The organism is Mesorhizobium robiniae, assembly GCF_040545535.1.
Classification (GTDB): domain Bacteria; phylum Pseudomonadota; class Alphaproteobacteria; order Rhizobiales; family Rhizobiaceae; genus Mesorhizobium; species Mesorhizobium robiniae.
The window spans coordinates 22,789-42,175 of sequence record NZ_JBEPMC010000006.1; the positions used below are offsets into that span (position 1 = coordinate 22,789).

At 62.3% G+C, this 19,387-nt stretch carries 16 protein-coding genes and 1 pseudogene; 7 read left to right on the top strand and 10 right to left on the bottom strand.

Features of this window, described 5'->3' with window-relative positions:
• Positions 1-12: 12 nt before the first annotated feature.
• The 5 genes from ABID19_RS17330 to ABID19_RS17350 all read right to left on the bottom strand — a co-directional run bounded on the left by ABID19_RS17330 (position 13) and on the right by ABID19_RS17350 (position 5,537).
• Positions 13-1,218 carry a molybdopterin molybdotransferase MoeA gene (locus ABID19_RS17330; protein ID WP_354492217.1) on the bottom strand — a complete coding sequence of 402 codons (1,206 nt, stop codon included), beginning with the start codon at positions 1,216-1,218 and terminating at the stop codon, positions 13-15.
• Positions 1,218-1,715: a cyclic pyranopterin monophosphate synthase MoaC gene (gene moaC, locus ABID19_RS17335; protein ID WP_354492218.1), complete on the bottom strand. Its 498-nt coding sequence runs from the start codon at positions 1,713-1,715 to the stop codon at positions 1,218-1,220. Before moaC ends, ABID19_RS17330 begins: the two co-directional genes overlap by 1 nt.
• 66 nt (positions 1,716-1,781) lie before the next feature.
• On the bottom strand, positions 1,782-2,633 hold the full coding sequence (trpC, locus tag ABID19_RS17340) for an indole-3-glycerol phosphate synthase TrpC (RefSeq protein WP_354492219.1): 852 nt from the start codon (positions 2,631-2,633) through the stop codon (positions 1,782-1,784).
• Between the two features lie 4 nt (positions 2,634-2,637).
• Complete coding sequence (gene trpD, locus ABID19_RS17345; protein WP_354492220.1) at positions 2,638-3,648, bottom strand: anthranilate phosphoribosyltransferase; 1,011 nt, start codon at positions 3,646-3,648, stop codon at positions 2,638-2,640.
• Positions 3,645-5,537, bottom strand: coding sequence for a SurA N-terminal domain-containing protein (locus ABID19_RS17350; protein WP_354492221.1), 1,893 nt, complete (start codon positions 5,535-5,537; stop codon positions 3,645-3,647). The genes trpD and ABID19_RS17350 overlap by 4 nt, the downstream gene beginning before the upstream one ends.
• 144 nt (positions 5,538-5,681) lie before the next feature.
• Between ABID19_RS17350 and tpiA the strand changes: the two genes are divergently transcribed.
• The 5 genes from tpiA (at position 5,682) to ABID19_RS17375 (ending at position 10,763) form a co-directional block, all read left to right on the top strand.
• A complete protein-coding gene (tpiA, locus tag ABID19_RS17355; RefSeq protein ID WP_354492222.1) occupies positions 5,682-6,449 on the top strand; it encodes a triose-phosphate isomerase in 768 nt (255 codons plus the stop codon).
• Positions 6,450-6,623: 174 nt separating this feature from the next.
• A complete protein-coding gene (gene secG, locus ABID19_RS17360) occupies positions 6,624-7,085 on the top strand; it encodes a preprotein translocase subunit SecG (protein ID WP_354492223.1) in 462 nt (153 codons plus the stop codon).
• Between the two features lie 212 nt (positions 7,086-7,297).
• Positions 7,298-8,431: a L,D-transpeptidase gene (locus ABID19_RS17365; RefSeq protein ID WP_354492553.1), complete on the top strand. Its 1,134-nt coding sequence runs from the start codon at positions 7,298-7,300 to the stop codon at positions 8,429-8,431.
• Positions 8,432-8,567: 136 nt separating this feature from the next.
• The gene (locus ABID19_RS17370; protein ID WP_352929938.1) at positions 8,568-10,205 is read left to right on the top strand and encodes a CTP synthase; all 1,638 of its coding nucleotides are present in this window, start codon (positions 8,568-8,570) and stop codon (positions 10,203-10,205) included.
• An 18-nt stretch (positions 10,206-10,223) separates the two neighbouring features.
• On the top strand, positions 10,224-10,763 hold the full coding sequence (locus ABID19_RS17375; protein ID WP_354492224.1) for a DUF1697 domain-containing protein: 540 nt from the start codon (positions 10,224-10,226) through the stop codon (positions 10,761-10,763).
• A gap of 35 nt (positions 10,764-10,798) precedes the next feature.
• On the opposite strand, the gene ABID19_RS17380 is transcribed toward ABID19_RS17375, so the two are convergent.
• Complete coding sequence (locus ABID19_RS17380) at positions 10,799-12,256, bottom strand: NCS1 family nucleobase:cation symporter-1 (RefSeq protein ID WP_354492225.1); 1,458 nt, start codon at positions 12,254-12,256, stop codon at positions 10,799-10,801.
• 320 nt (positions 12,257-12,576) lie between these two features.
• Here ABID19_RS17380 and ABID19_RS17385 point away from each other — a divergent pair, with 320 nt between their 5' ends.
• Complete coding sequence (locus ABID19_RS17385; RefSeq protein WP_354492554.1) at positions 12,577-12,879, top strand: DUF982 domain-containing protein; 303 nt, start codon at positions 12,577-12,579, stop codon at positions 12,877-12,879.
• 41 nt (positions 12,880-12,920) lie between these two features.
• Here the strand turns inward: ABID19_RS17385 and ABID19_RS17390 are convergent.
• A pseudogene (locus tag ABID19_RS17390) lies at positions 12,921-13,079 on the bottom strand (winged helix-turn-helix domain-containing protein); the annotation flags it as partial.
• An 8-nt stretch (positions 13,080-13,087) separates the two neighbouring features.
• On the opposite strand from ABID19_RS17390, the gene ABID19_RS17395 reads away from it, so the two are divergent.
• Positions 13,088-13,759, top strand: coding sequence for an ABC transporter ATP-binding protein (locus ABID19_RS17395; protein WP_354492226.1), 672 nt, complete (start codon positions 13,088-13,090; stop codon positions 13,757-13,759).
• A gap of 69 nt (positions 13,760-13,828) precedes the next feature.
• On the opposite strand, the gene ABID19_RS17400 is transcribed toward ABID19_RS17395, so the two are convergent.
• The 3 genes from ABID19_RS17400 to ABID19_RS17410 form a co-directional block, all read right to left on the bottom strand.
• Positions 13,829-15,607, bottom strand: coding sequence for an alpha,alpha-trehalose-phosphate synthase (UDP-forming) (locus ABID19_RS17400; RefSeq protein WP_354492227.1), 1,779 nt, complete (start codon positions 15,605-15,607; stop codon positions 13,829-13,831).
• A 161-nt stretch (positions 15,608-15,768) separates the two neighbouring features.
• Positions 15,769-17,931, bottom strand: coding sequence for an amylo-alpha-1,6-glucosidase (locus ABID19_RS17405; protein ID WP_354492228.1), 2,163 nt, complete (start codon positions 17,929-17,931; stop codon positions 15,769-15,771).
• A gap of 51 nt (positions 17,932-17,982) precedes the next feature.
• Positions 17,983-19,038, bottom strand: coding sequence for a glycosyltransferase family 4 protein (locus ABID19_RS17410; RefSeq protein WP_354492229.1), 1,056 nt, complete (start codon positions 19,036-19,038; stop codon positions 17,983-17,985).
• Positions 19,039-19,387: the final 349 nt, after the last annotated feature.

Below are 19,387 nucleotides of genomic sequence, written 5' to 3' on the forward strand. Positions count from 1 at the left end.
TTGACGGTTTGTTCAGCGTAACATCAGCACGCTGCAGGCGGCGCCTGTCGCGGCTGGGGGTGCAAATGGCTCACGCACGATCAGCCCGTTCGCATCGGCCAGCGTTCTGAGCATCGAGGAATCCTGGATGCCGAACGGCGTCGCCGTTAGCGTGCCGGTGTCTTCCTTCACCACCGCGCGTACATAGTCCTGCCTGAGATCGTTGGCCGGTATGGCGGCGCCGAGCCGCGCCTGACGCATGTCCTGCCGGTAGGCGCGGCCGCCGAGCCGCGCAAGCAACGGCTTCAGGAAAAGCTGTGTGCAGACCAGGCTCGCCACTGGATTGCCAGGCAGGCCGATGCAGCGGACGTCGCCCAGCCGGCCGAACATCAGCGGTTTGCCCGGTCGCATGGCGATCTTCCAGAAATCGAGCGTCATGCCTTCGCCAGTCAGCACGTCATGCACAAGGTCGTGGTCGCCGACTGAGGCGCCGCCCAGCGTGACGATGACGTCGGCTCCTGCATCGACCGCTTTTTTCACCAACGCGGCGATCGCCTCCTTGCGGTCGGAGGCGATGCCGAGATCGAGCGCGTCGGCGCCGACCAAGCGGGCTGCAGCGGCGACGCCATAGGCATTGGACGAGATGATCTGGTCGGGGCCAGGCTCGCTGCCCGGCGGCAGCAATTCGTCGCCGGTAGCGATGATAGCGACCAACGGCCGTTTCACCACGCTGACCTGCGGATGGTTGGCCGACGCCGCCAGCGACAACGCCGCCGGATCAAGCAGGCGACCTTTCTCCAGCAGGACGTCGCCCTTCGAGAAATCGAGCCCGAGGCGTCGAATGTTGCGGCCTTCAACCGTCGGCGCGGTCACTTCGATGCTGCCGCCGCCGAGATCGCGGACATTCTCTTGGATGACAATGGTATCAGCGCCTGCGGGAAGCGGCGCGCCGGTGAAGATGCGCACGGCTTGCGCCGGACCGACCGTTCCGGCAAAGCCGCGTCCGGCCGGCGCCATGCCGATCACCGAAAGTCTTGCCGGCACGGAGGCGACATCCTCGGCCCGCGCGGCATAGCCGTCCATGGCGGACGCGTTGAAGGGCGGCTGGGTGCGGAGCGCCATGAGCGGCTCCGCCAGAACGCGGTCGGCGGCGTCCATCAGGGCGACGCTTTCAGCTTGCAAGGGCGCCGCATCTTCAAGCAGGCGCTCTAGCGCCTCGGCGACCGGAAGCAGCGCCATTATCGGCCTGTCCCCTGGGCGCCCGCTTTGTAGTCGCCGGACTTGCCGCCGGTCTTTTCCACCAGCCTGACGCCCGAGATCACAATGGCGCGGTCGACCGCCTTGGCCATATCGTAGATCGTCAGGCAAGCGACCGAGACGGCGGTCAGCGCCTCCATCTCGACGCCGGTCTTGCCGGTGACGCGGGCCAATGCCGTGACCTTCAGGCCGGGCAGCGCCGCGTCCGGTTCGATGTCGACGGATATCTTAGTCAACAGCAGCGGATGGCAGAGCGGTATCAGCTCATGCGTCCTCTTGGCCGCCATGATGCCGGCGATGCGCGCCGTACCGAGTACGTCGCCCTTCTTGGCGTCGCCATCGAGGATCATTTTGAGCGTCTCCGGCAGCATCGAGACAAAACCCTCGGCGATCGCCGTGCGCGTCGTCTCCGCCTTGTCGCCGACATCGACCATGTTGGCTTCGCCTGTCGCGCCAAGATGGGTGAGGGCGGTCGTCATCGTCAGATGGCCTTAGAGCGATGTGCGTCCGTTTGGACGCACATGGTACGCTCTAACACTTTGAATCTAAGCATCGTGCTCTCCGAAAATCGATTCTGATTTTCGGGCCGATGCATGAGCCGGCGCCTTGCCCATCAAAAGCAGGTGCGTTGCGGCAGCCACGTCCTGTTGCCGCATCAGACTCTCGCCGACGAGGAAGGTGCCGATGTCGCTCCGTTCCAGCCTGCGGCAGTCTTCGTGCGAGAAAATACCGCTCTCGCTGACCAGCAGGCGGTCGGCCGGCACCATCGCAGCGAGCCGCTCCGAGGTGTCGAGACTGGTTTCGAACGTCCGGAGGTTGCGGTTATTGATGCCGATCAGCCGTGACGACAGTTTCAGCGCGCGTTCCGTCTCGGCCTCGTCATGCACCTCGACCAGCGCGTCCATGCCAAGCTCGAAAGCCGTCGTTTCGAGCTCCCTGGCCATGGCGTCATCGACGCTCGCCATGATGATCAGGATGGCATCCGCACCCCACGCACGGGCTTCGAAAACCTGATAAGGCTCGAACAGAAAATCCTTGCGCAAAGCGGGCAATGTCACGGCGCTGCGCGCATCGGTGAGGAATTCAGGCGCGCCCTGGAAGGACGGCGCGTCGGTCAGCACCGAAAGGCAGGCGGCGCCGCCTTTCGCATAGGCCCTGGCCAGCGCCGGCGGATCGAAATCGGCGCGGATCAGACCCTTGGACGGGCTCGCCTTCTTGATCTCGGCGATCAGCGCGAAACTGCTGGATTTGCGCTTGGCTTCAAGGGCCGCGAGAAAGCCGCGTGGCGCATCGGCGTCCTTCGCCTGCGCCTTGATCTCGGCAAGCGGCACGCGCGCCTTTGCCGCCCCGATCTCGTCGCGCTTGTAGGCTTCGATCTTGCGCAGAATGTCAGACACGGCTCTATCCGTTCGAAATCTCGACCAGCCGGTCGAGCACTTGCAGCGCGCGGCCGCTGTCGATGGCTTGCGCCGCCGTCGCCATGCCGTCGGCAAGCGTTGTTACCTTGCCCGCCACCACCAGTCCGGCGCCGGCGTTCATCAGCACCGTATCGCGAAAGGCGCCGGCAGCGCCGCCCAGCATGTCGCGCAGCGCCTGGGCGTTGTAGGCGGCATCGCCGCCGCGCAACTCGTCCTTGGTGTGACGCTTCAGTCCCACCGCTTCCGGGGTCAGCGTGAAGCTGCGGATCTCGCCGCCGACCAGTTCGGCCACTTGGGTTTCACCGGTGGTGGTAATCTCGTCATAGCCGTCGCCATGGGCGACCCAGGCGTGGTCGGCGCCCAGCGCCTTCAACGTCTCGGCCACCGGCATGATCCACTCCGGCAAGAACACGCCGACCATCTGTCTGGCGACACCGGCCGGATTGGAGAGCGGACCAAGCAGGTTGAAGATGGTGCGGGTGCCAAGCTCGACGCGGGTCGGGCCGACATGCTTCATTGCCGGATGATGCGCCGGCGCGAACATGAAGCCGACGCCTGCTTCGTGGATGCAGCGGCCGATCGTTTCCGGCGGGATATCGATCTTGACGCCGAGCGCTGTCAGCACGTCGGCGGCGCCGGTCTGCGACGACAGTCCGCGGTTGCCATGCTTGGCCACCGGCACCCCGCAGGCGGCGATGACGAAGGCGGAAGCGGTCGAGATGTTGACGCTGTGCGAATTGTCGCCGCCGGTGCCGACGATGTCGATGGCGCCAGCGGGCGCTTCGACACGCAGCATCTTGGCGCGCATGGTGGCGACGGCGCCGGAAATCTCACTCACCGTCTCGCCGCGCACGCGCAGCGCCATCAGGAAGCCGCCGATCTGGCCGGGTGTCGCGTCGCCCGACATGATGATGTCGAAGGCCTCCCGCGCCTCCTCGAAGGAAAGGGCGTCGCCGGCGGCAACCTTGGCGATATGGGTCTTGAGCGCGCTCATCTGGTCAGGGCTTGGGCAACGGCGGTCTGGTCGATGCGAACGTCGTATTGGGTCTGCAACTGCGCCACTAACTGGTCGAGCAGGTCGTCCGACAGGCCGGAGGTGAAGGATTTCTGTGCGTCTTCCGGCACCGAGCTCGCGTCGGCTCCGGCAGGCTCGAAGACTTCGGCAATCTTGAACAAGATTTGTCCGTCGCCGGTGGGCGAGGGGATCAACCCAGTCCCGCCTTCGCCCTCGTCGAACATCGCAGCCGCCCCTTCCTTGCCAAAATCGACGTCGTCCGCCTCGCGCTTTACGCCGCGCTTGGTCTGCTTCTCGAGCTTGAGCTCGCTTGCGATCACATCGAGCGTGGCGCCGGCCTTGAGACGCTTTTCGAGTTCGTCCGCTCTCGCCGTGAGCCGCTTGGTCGTTTCCGCCGCCGTCCAGTCGGCCACTACTTTCTGGCGGACTTCATCCAGCGTGCGGTCGCGGGCCGGCGTGATCGAATCCACTTCGTAAAACACGAAGCCGTTGCCGGCGGTGGTGAGGTCGGGATTCTCGGCGCCGGGTTCGGCGTCGAACACCGCCTTGATGAGATCCGGCGATTCCGGCAGGTCGTTGACGACGGTGCCGTCCGGCCTCTGGCCGGTGCGATCGATTGCATCGATGGTGACGACCTTAAGCTTCAGTTTTTCGGCCGCTTGCGCGAGCGTGCTGCCCGAAGCGCGCATATCTTCGTAATTGTCATGCACATCAAGCAGAATGCGGCTCGCCTCGCTCAGCGCCAGATCCTTGCGGATCTCAGCGGACACTTCGGCCAGCGGCCTCACCACTTCGGGCTTGACATCGGTGACGCGCAGCAGCACCGGACCAAAAGCGCCCTGAACGACCGGGCTGACCTCGTTGGCGTTTAGCGCGAAGGCGGCGTCTGCCACCGCCTTGTCGGCGATCTTGTCCTTGGTCAGCGTGCCGAGCAGCGTGTCGGCTTGCGTCTTACCCTCGGCGGCAACGATCTTGTCGAAAGTTGCGCCGGTCCTGAGTGAATCGAGCGCGGCCTTCGCGGCATCAGGCGTTTTGAACACGAGCTGTTCGATGGTGCGCGTTTCCGGCGTGGTGTAGCGCGCCTTGTTCTTGTTGTAGTCCTCGCTGACCTGTTGGTCGGTCACAGCACTCAGATCCATGATGTCTTCCGGCTCGAGCCTGACATAGGAGAATTTGCGGTATTCGGGCGCCGCATAGGTCTTCTTGTTTTCCTCGAAAAAGGCCGAGAGTACTGTGTCGGACGGCGCTTCGATCGGCTCGACCAGTGATTTCGGCAGCGTCACATAGTCGATGGTGCGGTCTTCGCCACGATAGAGCGCGACCGCCTTCAAGAAGGTATCCGGAGTCTTGAGACCGTCCGAAACCGCCTCGACGATCTGCTGGCGCACAGCCACCTGGGCGCGGTTCCTGAGGTAGTCTTCCGGCCGCATACCGACCTGTTGCAGAATGTATTCGAACGTTCGCCTGTCGAAGCTGCCGCCGGGACCCTTGAAGGCGGGGTCTTCATGCGTGAGTTGGGCCAGGCGGTCCTTGGACAGCCCAAGCCCGAGCTTGCGGGCCTGCTCATCGAGGACTGCACCCGACACGAGTTGCGCCAGCACTTGGTTGTCCAGGCCGAGCGCCGTCGCTTGCTCGCGGCTGATGCGCTGGCCGAATTGCTGCGACATCACGCTGATCTGGCGATCATAGGCGAGGCGATACTCGTTGATCGATACTTTGGTGCCTCCGGCCGTGATAACCGCGTCGTGGCCTGCAAAACCACCCAGAAGCTGCCCCGAAATGCCCCAGACGGCGAAACTCAACACCAACAATATCAGCAACGCCTTCGCGACCCAGGTCCCCGCCGCGTTTCTCAAGATACCAAGCATGGTCACTTCCGATTTTTGCGCATTTTCGCATGCGCCGAGTCTGAAACAAGCGCAATAGCGTCCTTCCGGCCCACTGTCGATTGCTTTGTGGGCTGAGTTTGCTAGTGAGGACGCAGCCGAATATTGCCCGGAGAAGCAAATCCCATGACGCCAGGAATCCGCCCGCTGGTCGCAGGCAACTGGAAAATGAATGGCACCAGTGCCTCGCTCAACGAACTCAGGATGATCGGCAACGGCTTCATGAGCGGGCTCGATGCTGAGACCGAAGCGCTGGTCTGCGTTCCGGCGACCCTGCTTGCGCACGCCGCAGAGATTTTGTCGCGCACGCCGGTCCGGGCCGGCGGCGAGGATTGCCACACCAAGGAGAGCGGCGCCCATACCGGCTGCATTTCGGCCGAGATGCTGAAAGACGCGGGCGCCAGCCACGTCATCGTCGGCCATTCCGAACGTCGTGCCGATAACAACGAGGACGACGCCATCGTTCAGGCCAAGGCGTCCGCCGCGTGGCGTGCCGGGCTGGTGGCGATCATCTGCATCGGCGAGACGAGAGCCGAACGCGAAGCGGGCGCTACGCTCGACGTGCTGTCGCGCCAGCTCTCCGGCTCGGTGCCGCCCAACGCCACGGCGTCGAATACCGTCATCGCCTACGAGCCGGTATGGGCGATCGGCACAGGACTGACGCCGACCGCCGCCGACGTTACGGAGGCGCACGCGCATATCCGCGAAAAACTGTCGGAAAAGCTTGGCAGCGCAGCGGCGAAGATGCGCATTCTCTATGGTGGCTCGGTCAAGCCGTCGAACGCCGTCGAACTGCTTGGCGTGAAAAATGTCGACGGCGCCCTGGTCGGCGGCGCCAGTCTGAAAGCGGCGGACTTTCTCGGCATCGCCGAAGCCTATCGAAATATCTCGTAGCACCCAGTCCTGGCGGGCTGGGATAGGCGGTGCCGCAGCGGAAATCGTTGCAAAGGGCGCATTGCTTCCCATATTCCGGCTGCGGGCTTGGAAATGCCATCAAAGCATTGTATTGAGCCGCCTCCAAATCACCGGTCGTATCCACGGCCGCGCAAGGCTTTGCCAGGATAACCTATGGAAACCGTACTGATCGTCGTCCACCTCATGGTCGTGCTCGCTCTTGTCGGCGTGGTGCTGCTGCAGCGCTCCGAAGGCGGCGGCCTCGGCATCGGCGGCGGATCGGGCTTCATGACCGCGCGCGGCGCTGCCAACGCGTTGACACGGGCGACGGCGATCCTGGCGGCGGCTTTCTTCGTCACCTCGCTGACGCTGTCGATCATCGCCCGTTACGGCGAGAAGCCGATCGATATTCTCGATCGCGTGCCGGCGGCGAACGGCGCGGGCGGTGGCGTGCTCGACCAGTTGCCTGGCACTACGGCGCCTGCGCCGCCTTCCGGCAACACGGCACCGACGCCGCCTTCCGGCAATGATGCAGCAGCGCCGGCTCCTACTGCGCCGCCTGCCGCGGATTCGACCACGCCGCCGGCCACAAACGGCGCCACGGCGCCGGTGACGCCGCAGGTTCCAAACCAGTAATCGACGGACGTCCGGCGCCGCGATCTGTTGTTGTTTGAACACAGTCGCGGCAAATGCCGCACGATCACGTAGATTCGACCGGGCACGGCACGACGCGGCGCTTGAGGCGCCTTCGATTAATCGATTATAGATTGCGCGCGGCACTTTCGGGGTCCTTGGGGGACGCCGGGCGACGCCGTGGGCAACAAGCATTGAACGATCGGATCTTCGCCATGCAGCTTCGCAGCTTCATTTTAGCCGGCCTTTGTGCCGCGCTCAGCCTTGGTGCGCCCGCTTACGCGGCCATGCCGGCGGGCAATTCGGCCTCTAAGGCCGCAGTGACAACTGACGTCGTCAACGTCGCCGCCAAAAGCGACACGGCGCAACTTAGGCTCCTCAAGAAGAAGAAAAAGCCGACTTCGGACGATCTTGCCCAGATCAGCAAGCTCGAAGCCAAGATCGCCGCCGACAAAGAGGCCGCTCGAGCCAAGGCGATCGAGGCCAGGAAGCTGGCGATGCGCGAGGCGGCCAAAGCCAAGGCCGACGCGGAACGGCAGGCATTTCTTGCCAAGAAGGGCCTTGCCAAGAAAGATAAGCCTGCTGCCCAGCTGGCTGACGCCAAGCCGGCTAAGAAGAAGGCCGTCAAGATCATCGAACCGGTTCAACCCCTCGTACCGATCCAGTCGGCCGAACCAGTTTCCGCCGAGGCCATGAACGTTGCGCTGGTCCGCAACAATGGCGAATTGCGCAGCGAGGCGATCGGACAGAAACCGCAGAGCGTCGGGCTGTTCGCCGGCCTGTTCGGCGGCAGCGCCTCGTCCTCTTCGATGTCGCTGCTCCCCGAGACGCGCGCTCTTGACGCCGCACTCGCCAGGAAGGAAGCCAAGAAGCAGTTCACCGTAAAGCCGGAGTTCGTGCCGCAGAGCGTGGAGTTCACCGGCTACAATCCCGGCACCATCGTCATCGATACGAGCGCACGCCGCCTCTACCTCGTCGAATCCTCGTCGACCGCCCGCCGTTATGCCATCGCCGTCGGCCGTGAGGGCCTACAGTTCAAGGGCACGGTCGCAGTTGGCGATAAGCAGGAATGGCCCCGCTGGATTCCGACGCTCGACATGCAGAAGCGTGAACCGAAGAATTATGGCCGGTACAAGGACGGCATGCCCGGCGGCGGCGACAACCCGCTCGGCGCGCGCGCCATCTATCTCTATGAGGGTAAGAAGGACACACATCTGCGCATTCACGGAACCATCGCGCCGCAGTCGATCGGAACGAGCGCCTCCAATGGCTGCTTCCGCATGATCAACGAGCATGTCATGGATCTCTACCGCAGGGTGAAAGTCGGCACCAAGGTCGTCATCATCTGACGTTTTAAACGATACTGCCGAAGGGCCGGCTTTGCCGGCCCTTTTGTTTTGCTCGCCCGTCACCAGAACGCCTTCTTGGGAAAAAGCCTTCGCGGCGGTTTTTTCTCTGGCGGAATCAATTCGGCCGCGTTAAGCGATGACTCCCATGGCGCGATATGTATTCATCACAGGCGGCGTGGTCTCCTCACTCGGAAAAGGCATCGCTGCAGCGGCCCTTGGGGCCCTCTTGCAGGCGCGAGGCTATCGCGCGCGCATAAAGAAGCTTGATCCCTATCTCAACGTCGATCCCGGCACGATGTCGCCATACCAGCATGGCGAAGTCTTCGTGACCGATGACGGCGCCGAGACCGATCTCGATCTTGGCCATTATGAGCGCTTCACCGGCCGCTCGGCCAATCAGCAGGACAACATCACCACCGGCCGCATCTACAAGAACATCATCGAGCGGGAGCGGCGCGGCGACTATCTTGGCGCCACCGTGCAGGTCATTCCGCACGTCACCGACGAGATCAAGAATTTTGTCCTCAATGGTAATGACGATTACGACTTCGTCCTGTGCGAGATCGGCGGTACCGTCGGCGACATCGAGGCGATGCCGTTCCTGGAGGCGATCCGCCAGCTCGGTAACGACCTGCCGCGCAACAACGCCGTCTATGTGCATCTGACCCTGATGCCCTACATACCGACGGCGGGCGAATTGAAGACCAAGCCGACCCAGCATTCGGTCAAGGAGTTGCGCGGCATCGGCATCGCGCCTGATATTCTGCTGGTCCGTGCCGACCGCCCCATTCCCAAGGAAGAGCGCCGCAAACTGTCGCTGTTTTGCAATGTGCGCGAAAGCGCGGTCATCCAGGCACTCGACGTGCCGCACATCTACGACGTGCCGATGGCCTATCACAATGAAGGGCTCGATTCGGAAGTGCTGGCCGCCTTCGGCATCGATCCGGCACCGAAGCCGCGCATGGAGCCCTGGCAAGCGGTGTCCAATCGCATCCACAATCCCGAAGGCGAGGTGACCATCGCCGTCGTGGGCAAATACACCGGCCTCAAGGACGCATACAAATCGCTGATCGAGGCGCTGTCGCATGGCGGTCTTGCCAACCACGTCAAGGTTAAGCTCGACTGGATCGAGAGCGAGATATTCGAGAAGGAGGATCCGGCGCCGTGGCTGGAGAAGGTCCATGGCATTCTGGTTCCCGGCGGCTTTGGCGAACGCGGTGCGGAGGGCAAGATATTGGCGGCGAAGTTCGCCCGCGAACGAAAGGTGCCGTATTTCGGCATCTGCTTCGGCATGCAGATGGCTTGCATCGAGGCGGCGCGTTCGCTGGCCGGCGTCGAGCATGCCTCTTCGACCGAATTCGGCCCGACCGAGGAGCCGGTCGTCGGCCTGATGACCGAATGGCTGAAAGGCAACATGCTGGAGAAGCGCAGAGAGACCGGCGATCTCGGTGGTACCATGCGGCTAGGCGCTTATCAGGCGGACCTCGCCAAGGGCTCGAAAATCGCCGACATCTATGGTGACACGCAGATTTCCGAGCGTCACCGCCACCGCTATGAGGTCAATGTCGACTACAAGGAGCGGCTTGAGGATTGCGGCCTGGTCTTTGCCGGCATGTCGCCGGACGGCGTCCTGCCGGAGACGGTCGAATATCCAGACCATCCCTGGTTCATCGGCGTGCAGTACCACCCCGAACTAAAAAGCCGGCCACTCGACCCGCATCCACTGTTTGCCAGCTTCATCGAAGCGGCAGTGGAACAGTCGCGATTGGTCTAGGCCTGCCGCCCGGCTGCCGTGCAAACCTATGTCGCTCTGCTTTACAGCATCGTCCTAGGCGAGGGACGCCGGGTCGTCATGTCCGATCTCAGGGCTATGGCGCAAGGCCTGGGGCTGAGCAACCCGCGCACGCTGGTGGCGACCGGCAATCTGGTCTTCGAGGCGCAAGAAACGGAAATTGCAGTGCTGGAAGGGCGGCTCGAAGCAGCGTTCGAGGCAACCTTCGGCCGCCATGTCGATATCATCGTGCGCCGCGCAAATGACTGGTTGATGCTTGCGGCCGGCAATCCGTTTCCCGCCGAATCGGCTGCCGCCGCGGACCAGGTGGCGGTGCGCGTAATGCGCAAGCCCGTTCCGGCGGAAGCCGTCGCGGCGCTGGACGCCTATGTCGGCAAGGATGAAAAGATGCGGGCGGTCAGCGGCGACATCTGGGTCGTCTTTTCCCGCGAAACGCCAAGTTCGCGATTGCTTGCGGCGACAAGCCATAAACGTCTCGGTGTCGGCACGTCGCGCAACTGGAACACAGTGCGCAAATTGGCGGAAATGGTCGCTAAGTAGAGCGGGGCGGCATTGCGCCGCCCCGATTGGATATCTCAAGCCTTTGCCGTCCTGGCCCGGGCACCAAGTGCCATCGTACGCAGCACATAGTAGATGACACCTGCGATCGCCACGCCAAAGAACCAGCCGTAGACGCCCCACCACGACGGCAGCCAGTTGGTGAAGTTCGGCAGGAGCGAGGAGAAGATCGCGCCGATGCCGGCTGCGATGAAGGCGTTGACATGCCAACCATTCTGGAAGCGGAACTCGCCGTCTTCCCTGTAGAGGGCCTCGACGTCGACCTCGCCCTTCCGGATCAGGTAATAGTCCACCATCATGACACCGAAGATCGGTCCCATCGTCGCACCGATGATGTTGACGAAGGAGGCAGCGCTGCCTTCCCATGGCGCGAAGGGGTAGAGCACCAGCGCGATCAGCGCCGCGATATAGCCGCCCTTCTTGAAGTCGATCTGCCGTGGAAAGACGTTGGAAAAATCGAAAGCCGGCGACACGAAGTTTGCCACCACGTTGATGCCGAGCGTCGCCACGGCGAAGGTCAGGGCTGCGAGCGCCGCCAGGAACCAGCTGTCGAACTTGGCCGATATCTGGTCGGGATGCAGCAGCACTTCGCCATAAACGTCAAACGCGGCAATCGTGGTGACGCCGGCGACCAGCGAGAACAGGATGAGATTGACCGGCAGGCCCCAGATGTTGCCCTTGCGCAGCGATGCCTTGTCCGGCGCGTAGCGGGCGAAATCGCAGAAGTTGAGATAGAGCGCCGAGAAATAGGTCACCCAGATCGCCGCCACCGCGAACAGCGAAGTCCACGAGCCCGGCGTGCCGGGCACGCCCGCATCCTTGGTCTTTTCGAGCAGCACATCCATCGGGATGTCGCTGGTGAAGGCAAAAGTCCCTGACTTGACACAGAGGTAGATCGCCAGGATCAGCATCATCACCCAAACCGCCGGACCGGCCCAGTCCTGGAAGCGCCGCACCGTTTCCATGCCTTTCTGGATAATCAGCAACTGCAGCGCCCAGACCACCGCGAAGCAGATCACCTCCAGGCCGGTATGGCCGAGGAAATGTGTGTTCTGGTTAAAGTCGGCGAACCACTGCGAGCGGATCAGCAGCGCTACGATGGCGCCGGACGCGGCTGCGGTCTGGGCGCCGTACCAGAAGCAGGCGACGATGGCGCGCACCAAGGCCGGTATGTTGGCGCCCCAGATGCCGAAGGAAGCGCGGGCAAGGACGGGGTAGGGCACCCCGGTCTTCACGCCGGCATAGCCGACCATGTTCATCAGCACGTAGATGATCATGGAACCGATGCCGATGGCGATAATGAAGTTGACGAAGCCACCGCAGAACAGGAACAGGCTTGCCGCCAGATAGTAGCCCCAGAGGCTGTGAACGTCCGACGTCCAGACGTTGAAGATGGAGAATGGTCCCCAGTTTCGAACCTTGGCAGGAGCGAGGTCCTCGTTATACAGGTCAGGTGATGCGCCTTGTATGGTCATTGCGATGTCCCCTTGTTGGCCGCACGCGCCCTCACGCGTTGACCGTGCAGGTTAAGCCTGACGCAAGGGGACCGGCAACAGATTGATTTGCCGGCTTTGACCTTAAAGATATTCAATGAGAATCGTGCTTATCGACGCAGCGCAACGGTTTGTCGCTCGTTTGTCACGTTTGGTGATTCGATTTCGGTCGAGCGATGTGAGAGGCTTCTATTTTAGCCCGACCTTCTTTTTCAGCATCGGGCTCTCTTTGCCGGAACCAAATGGCCCGCCACAAGTTTAATACAGTTCGATCAGATGTTGCGATCGACCGGGAGGAAACGATGGATCGCCTGCAATTCTTTACGCCTGTGCGGATTTCGCGCGGGCAGAACGGCCCTGCCGCAGAAATTGGTAGCGTGACCGAAGCGATGGACTTCTTGCGTAAGTGGCCAACAGGCCGGCGTGGGCCCGTCTATCAATGTGCGGTGAATTGCTGCTCCGCGGCTCTGGCGGGAAGGATGTCGGCAGAGGAAGCAAGGAAGGCTTTTGCCGGTTTCGCCCGCATTACGCGCTTGCTCGACGACGACATGGCGCTGCCGATGGGCGGCGAAAATATCGGTAGCGTGCATGCTATGAGGCGATGAACGTTCATATCTGCCATGAACATGGCGCCCCTCCGGCAAAGTCACAGCACCTCGACTGAGGCTGCGAACAGGTAGCCAGCGCCCCGCTCGGTGACAATGAGATTGGGCTCGCTCGGCTTGACTTCGAGCTTGCGGCGCAGTCGCAATATCTGCACGTCGATGCTGCGATCGAACACCTCCTCGTCATGAATCCTGCTTGCAGCGCGTCATGAGTGCACTGATCGAGACCGAGAAACTGACACGCGTGTTGCCCGAGACCGTTCCCGTCACGCTGGTCAAGGACATCACGCTCGCGATTAACGAGAGAGAATTCGTCGCTGTCACCGGTCCCTCCGGCTCCGGCAAATCTTCACTGCTCTATCTGCTCGGGCTGCTCGACCGGCCGACCGCGGGGAGGTTGAAAATTGGCGGCCGCGATACCGAGCCAATGAATGAAAGGGAGCGTGCGCGGACCAGGCTTTCGATGCTGGGTTTCGTGTTCCAGTTTCATTTTCTGCTGCCGGAATTCACGGCCCGCGAAAATGTCGAAATCCCGATGCGCAAGCTGGGCCGGCTGGGACGGCCCGAAATGCGCCAACGGGCCGGGGAACTGCTTTCATCCCTGGGCCTCGGCGAACATCTCGACAAGCGGCCTGACCAGCTCTCGGGCGGCCATCGTCAGCGCGTCGCGGTGGCGCGCTCGCTCGCCAACGACCCGCCGCTCATCCTAGCCGACGAGCCGACGGGAAGCCTCGACAGCAAGAGCTCCGAGCAAGTTTTCGCAATCCTGGAGAATCTGGTGCGCGAGCGTGGCAAGACCGTCGTAGCGGTTACGCATGATCTCGACATGGCGGCGCGCATGGATCGCCGCATTCATATCGTGGATGGGAAGATCGGCTAAGGTGCTCAAGCGCTGCGGCGCGCAGCTTCGCCGGTGCGTTTTGCAGCGGCGGCAGCAGCCGAAGGCTTGTCACGACACTGCCTTTCTTATCCGCTCGAACATGGGAATGACGTTGTTGTTGTTCGACGGCCGCTCGCCGTTACCCATCACCCGGTCGAGGTCACCGCGCTTGCGAAGCCGGGCGGCATCCAGAAGCATGCTGCCGGCCCAGCGATAGACGTTGTTGTCGCGGACCATCTCGCGCATGGGCCGCATGCGCTCGCGCTGTTCTTCCGGTGTCATGGTCAGCGCCTGCAGCAAAGCCTCACTCGTCATGGCCGTATCGTAGGGATTGACGATCAGTGCCTCTAGGAGTTCGCGCGAGGCGCCGGCAAAAGTGCTGAGCAACAACACGCCCTGTTCGTCATCGCGCGCCGCGACGAATTCCTTGGCCACCAGGTTCATGCCGTCATGCAGGCTGGTGACCATGCATATGTCGGCGGCGCGATAGATCTCGTAGACCTGTTCCTGCGTGTGATGTTTGTCTACCATCAGGACAGGACTGTAATCCTCGCTGCCGTATCTCTGATTGAGCTCTTCGACATAGCGGCGGCATTCATTGTGGAGTTGCCTATAGGCCGGGAGTGTTCCCCGGCTAGGTGCTGCGATCTGTAGGAAAACCAGTTTTCCGACCCATTCGGGATGTTTCGTGAACAATTCTTCCAGCGCCCGGAAACGGTCGAGAATGCCCTTTGTGTAGTCGAGGCGCTCGACGCCGACGCACAGTTTGACATCCGCTTTCAGCGCGAACCTCTCGCGCACGCGGGCGCGGCATTGATCGACATCAGGCAGTTTCGCCAGAAGTTCGGCCGGCCATTCCACGGAGATGGGGTACGCATGCACCAGCGTCGTCTGTCCGCCGTAGGAGATCGCCGCATCGGCCCGCTCAATGCGGCTTTCCAGGAAGCGATCGACACTTTCGGCGAAATTGTTGGCGTGGAACTGGGTATGGAAGCCGATGATCGAGCTGCCGAGCAAGCCTTCCAGGATCCGCTCACGCCATGGACAGATGCTGAACACTTCCGAGTTGGGCCATGGAATATGCCAGAAAGTGATGATGATCGCCTCGGGGAGGCGCTCGCGGATCATGCGCGGCAAGAGCGCGAAATGGTAATCCTGGACCAGCACGATCGGCCGCTCGTTGCGCGCTTCGGCAACCACCGTATCGGCGAACTTGCGGTTGACGGCCTCATAGGCCTCCCAATCCGACGCGCGAAAAATCGGACGGGTGAAGGCGATATGGCAGAGCGGCCACAGACCTTCATTGGCGAAGCCGAGATAATAGCCCCGATATTCTTCCTCTGTCAGCCAGACCCTGCGCAGCGTGTAGGACGGATTGTCAGGCGGCACCTCAACGCGGTCGTTCTTGTCGACCGTGAGACGGTCCGCTGTCCCGCCGCCGTAGGCGATCCAGGTGCCGGCACAGGCGCGGGTGATCGGCTCGAGCGCCGAAACCAGTCCGCTGGCCGGTACCAAGAGCTCAACGCCATCATCCCTAGTGTTGTGAATGTAGGGCTCGCGGTTGGACACGACGATCACCTGCGTCTCCGGCAGATAGCCGGCCAGAATCTTGCGCAAGGTGTCGGGCGACCATGTGATCAGGGCTGCATCAGCCGAGTGGCCGTTCTTTTCAAACTCCCGCAGCACTTTGCGAGCCGCTTCCGAAGCCACGTCCTCGCCTGCGCTATATGTAACCGCTGGTGTGTGGCTGTGGCGCCGTTGGAATACCGAGAACACCACGGCAACGGCGGAAAGGCCGAGGCATGCAAGGATCAAAACCCACAGTACCTCTACGCCATAGTCTGACATCGGAACACGATTTTCCTCCGGCCGGTCGGCCGTTTTTCTTTGCCTTCGAAGCCGGCGACTGGTGACAGACAGCCGTGCGCCGGCGTGGTTTGCAACGCACGGATGGGGCCATCGGTTCCGGCAGTTGGAGGGAGGCGTTCAATTCGATGCGCAAAGCTAAACTAGGTCCGCACGATGAGCGGCACCAAGCCCTCATGCCGGTCGGCGAGAAAGGCGACGACCCTGTCGCCGACGCGCTGAAATGTCAGATCCACGGCTTTTGTGCCAACGCCCAGATGCCTCAGCGTGAGCATGTCGATACCAATCGGCAGCCTGGGCCGGGTGACGTGGATTTCGCCGTCCCAGCCGTGAATCTCCAAGCCGAGGCAGGCCTGCATCAGCATGAAGGCAGACCCGGCCGACCACGCCTGCGGCAAGCAGGCGACAGGATAGGCGATCGGCGCTTCGCCCGGCGCGCGGGTAAAACCGCAGAACAGTTCGGGCAACCGCATGTTGAAATGGACCGCCGATTCGAAGGTGCTGCTCATCAGCCGGACGACGCTTTCACGCTCGCCAAAGCGCGCCAGACCGGCGCCGCACATAGCGGTGTCATGCGGCCAGATCGAGCCGTTGTGGTACGACATCGGGTTGAAGAACACAGCATCGTCGGCGAGCGTCCTCAGCCCCCAGCCCGAATGGAAGGACGCCGAAAGCAGCTGGTCGGCGACCATCTGCGCCCGCGTCGGCTCGGGGAGCCCGACATAGAGAAGATGCCCGACATTAGACGTCCGCACCTTGCAGGGTTCGCCTGCGCCATCAATCGCCAAGGCATAGAAGCCGAGATCGTCCAGCCAGAAATGGCGTTCCACAGCGGCGCGCATGGCCTCGGCGCGGCTGTCCCAATGATCGGCCCTGTCGCCTTCGCCGCGGCGGCGGGCGAGCGCCGCCAGCCCCCGGAACGCGGCAAAGACATAGCCTTGCACCTCCACCAGGGCGATCGGTCCCTTGGGAATTCGGCCATCTGCATGGAAGACGGAATCGATACTGTCCTTCCATCCCTGGTTGGAGAGACCGGACTCGGCGGCACGCTGATAGGTGACGAAGCCGGTCGGCCGGCTTGCCTCCTCGGTCCATTCAGCGGCCGCGCAGAGCGACGGCCACAGGCTGTCGACGAATGCCATGTCGCCAGTGCGGTCCGCATAGGCGCAGGCGAGATGGATGTAGAGCGGCGTCGTGTCGACACCGCCATAGTAGCGGCCGAAGGGGAGCTCCCGCAGCGCTGCCATTTCGCCCTTGCGGGTCTCGTGCATGATCTTACCCGGCTGCGAATCGCTGAACGGCGATGTCTCTGTCGCCTGGTGCTGAGCAAGGAAGGCCAGCACGCCTCGCGCCAGGCCTGGGTTGAGCCACAGCATCTGCAACGCGGAGATCACGCCGTCACGGCCGAACGCCGTCGAAAACCAAGGGATCCCCGCATAGGGATAAGGTCCGGTCGTAAGTTCGGTGGTCAGCAGCGCCACATCCGCGCGGGCGCGCTCGACCCAATCGTTGAAGACGCGCCCGGAACTGTGCACCGTAGCACCATGGCGGCGCTTGGCCCGCATGCCGAAGCGAGCCCGGGCCGCGGCGGCGCGGTAGCGATCGCGGTTCGGCGTTTCCGCCACCTCGGGACCGACCTCGACATACAGCACCTTGCTGCTGCGCCTCGTCACGGCAATCAGGAAATCCGCACGGTCGGCCGTCAGATGGTCAGGCGCCTGCGAGAACGATATCGCCGACATCCGCGCTAGCCCGTCCAACCCATCGTACCGAAGCAGGACGGAAGTCGCATCCGTCTCGGCAGCATGGGCCATACCGCGCTTCAGCCTTGTCGAGCCGCGTACTTCGAACATGTCGCGGAAATCGGCGGCAAAATGCAGCGAAACGCGGATGGTGGAGTGTTCCTGGCTGTAATTGGAAAGGGTGATGCGTTCAAACAGGCGATCCTCCCAAAGCAGCCTGACGCGTTCGATATGGATCGCGCCCTGCGGAATGTCCCGGCCGCGGACACTCTGCATCGGCAGATTGGTCAGGTTGGAGGTGAAGAGCACGTTGTCCTGGCTCAGCGATGCGCCGAGCAGCGATGTCTGCCGGCCGCCGACCGTCAGCCGGAATTCGGAAAGCACTCGGGTGTCATCGCGGAAAAAACCGTCGCCGGCGCCGCGGATATCGCCGTAAGCGTCGGCCACGGCAAAGCAGTCGCCCTGCTTGAGCGCGAACAGCCGGTGCGGCTCCCGAGGTGCGGTGGCGTCCAGGGAGGCAAGTGCCACCGCTGGATCAAGCTTGCGCTCGTCAAGTTGGGTCATTCGCTACACATCTCTCTCGTTTTCGACCCGCGCGCTCCGAGGTAACGCCGCTCACGATGCTCTTGCTTCGGCCGAGGCACCGAGCAGGCGCGCATAGGCGGAAATGTAGTCGCGGGTCATTCTTTCGGCGGAAAACCGCCTTTCGAAGGCAGCTCGCACCTTCCGCCTGTCGAGCCGCAGCATGCCGGGCACAGACGCGACCGCATCCTCCATGGAATCCACGATAAAACCAGTCACTCCCTGATCGATGATCTCCGGCATGGCGCCGGAACTCCACGCAATCACCGGGGTGCCGCAGGCCATCGCTTCTATGACGGCAAGACCGAACGGTTCCGGCCAGTCGATCGGGAAGACCAGACCCGCCGCCCTGCCGAGGAATTCCGCTTTCTTGTCCTCCTCGATCTCGCCGACATAGTCGATGCGGTCACCGTCGATCAGTGGCTCGACCACATCGTGGAAATAAGAACGGTCGTCATCGCCGATCTTTGCCGCAAGCTTTAGTTTCAGTCCCGCGCGATGCGCGATCTCGATGGCACGATCCGGCCGCTTGTCGCGCGACATCCGGCCAAGGAAGGCAAGGTAGGGCTCCCCTGTCTCGAAAACCGGTTTGTAAATCTCGGTCGGCAGCCCGTGGTGGATTGTTGCCAACCAGTTGGCACTGGCGAGGCCCGTTCTTTGGCTATGGGAAACGGAAATCATCGGAAAGCGTGGAAAACGCTCATAGGCCGGCGCCAGATCGACATAGTCGAGCCTGCCATGCGGCGTCGTCACCGTCCGTTCGGGCATGTCCTCGAAGAAGGAAAAATGCAGGAAATGGCTGAGGTGAAAATGAATAATATCAAATTCTTGAGATCGTTTCCTCACTTCGACAAGCATCGAGAGATGCGCGGCTGTCTCGGATTTCAGCGGACGTGGGTCAAGACGCAACGCACGCTCGCGGCACGGCACCAATTTTGCCGACGTCCTTGTATCGCCGCTGGCGAACAAGGTCACGTCATGGCCCAGCTCGACCAATCCTTCGGTCAGGTAAAAGACAATGCGCTCCGTACCTCCATAAAGCTGAGGCGGCACGGATTCATGGAGCGGTGCCACATGGGCTATTCTCATCGTCTGGCATTTCCCTCAGGTCATCGCTGAAGTCGAAATGCATCAGCCTTACGAACGTTCCCGCGACGGTAAGAGTTCCCTAGGGGATAACAGGCAATTCACTGGCTGCTGCCGCGGACGGGAACCATTTGGCCAGGCGAACACATTTGCGTTCGGCGCAGAACACTGCGTTGCCCTAGACGCGACTGCGCCATGCTATTACGCCGTACGTATTCATGCGATGTTTCGGAACACGTAGGGGATATGGACAATGCGGAAATGGCCTAGAATGGTCTTGGGCACGGCTGGCGCCATCGCAGTTGCCATTGTTTGGGGAATCACTGCCACCTTGATGGGAGTGCCTTCAATT

Coding starts and splice junctions, on each gene's coding strand:
- ABID19_RS17395 (WP_354492226.1), top strand. CDS start 13,088: ATGAGTGCACTGATCGAGACCGAGAAACTGACACGCGTGTTGCCCGAG.
- ABID19_RS17410 (WP_354492229.1), bottom strand. CDS start 19,038: ATGAGAATAGCCCATGTGGCACCGCTCCATGAATCCGTGCCGCCTCAG.
- ABID19_RS17380 (WP_354492225.1), bottom strand. CDS start 12,256: ATGACCATACAAGGCGCATCACCTGACCTGTATAACGAGGACCTCGCT.
- trpD (WP_354492220.1), bottom strand. CDS start 3,648: ATGAGCGCGCTCAAGACCCATATCGCCAAGGTTGCCGCCGGCGACGCC.
- ABID19_RS17400 (WP_354492227.1), bottom strand. CDS start 15,607: ATGTCAGACTATGGCGTAGAGGTACTGTGGGTTTTGATCCTTGCATGC.
- ABID19_RS17405 (WP_354492228.1), bottom strand. CDS start 17,931: ATGACCCAACTTGACGAGCGCAAGCTTGATCCAGCGGTGGCACTTGCC.
- ABID19_RS17370 (WP_352929938.1), top strand. CDS start 8,568: ATGACTCCCATGGCGCGATATGTATTCATCACAGGCGGCGTGGTCTCC.
- tpiA (WP_354492222.1), top strand. CDS start 5,682: ATGACGCCAGGAATCCGCCCGCTGGTCGCAGGCAACTGGAAAATGAAT.
- ABID19_RS17365 (WP_354492553.1), top strand. CDS start 7,298: ATGCAGCTTCGCAGCTTCATTTTAGCCGGCCTTTGTGCCGCGCTCAGC.
- moaC (WP_354492218.1), bottom strand. CDS start 1,715: ATGACGACCGCCCTCACCCATCTTGGCGCGACAGGCGAAGCCAACATG.
- ABID19_RS17330 (WP_354492217.1), bottom strand. CDS start 1,218: ATGGCGCTGCTTCCGGTCGCCGAGGCGCTAGAGCGCCTGCTTGAAGAT.
- ABID19_RS17350 (WP_354492221.1), bottom strand. CDS start 5,537: ATGCTTGGTATCTTGAGAAACGCGGCGGGGACCTGGGTCGCGAAGGCG.
- secG (WP_354492223.1), top strand. CDS start 6,624: ATGGAAACCGTACTGATCGTCGTCCACCTCATGGTCGTGCTCGCTCTT.
- ABID19_RS17385 (WP_354492554.1), top strand. CDS start 12,577: ATGGATCGCCTGCAATTCTTTACGCCTGTGCGGATTTCGCGCGGGCAG.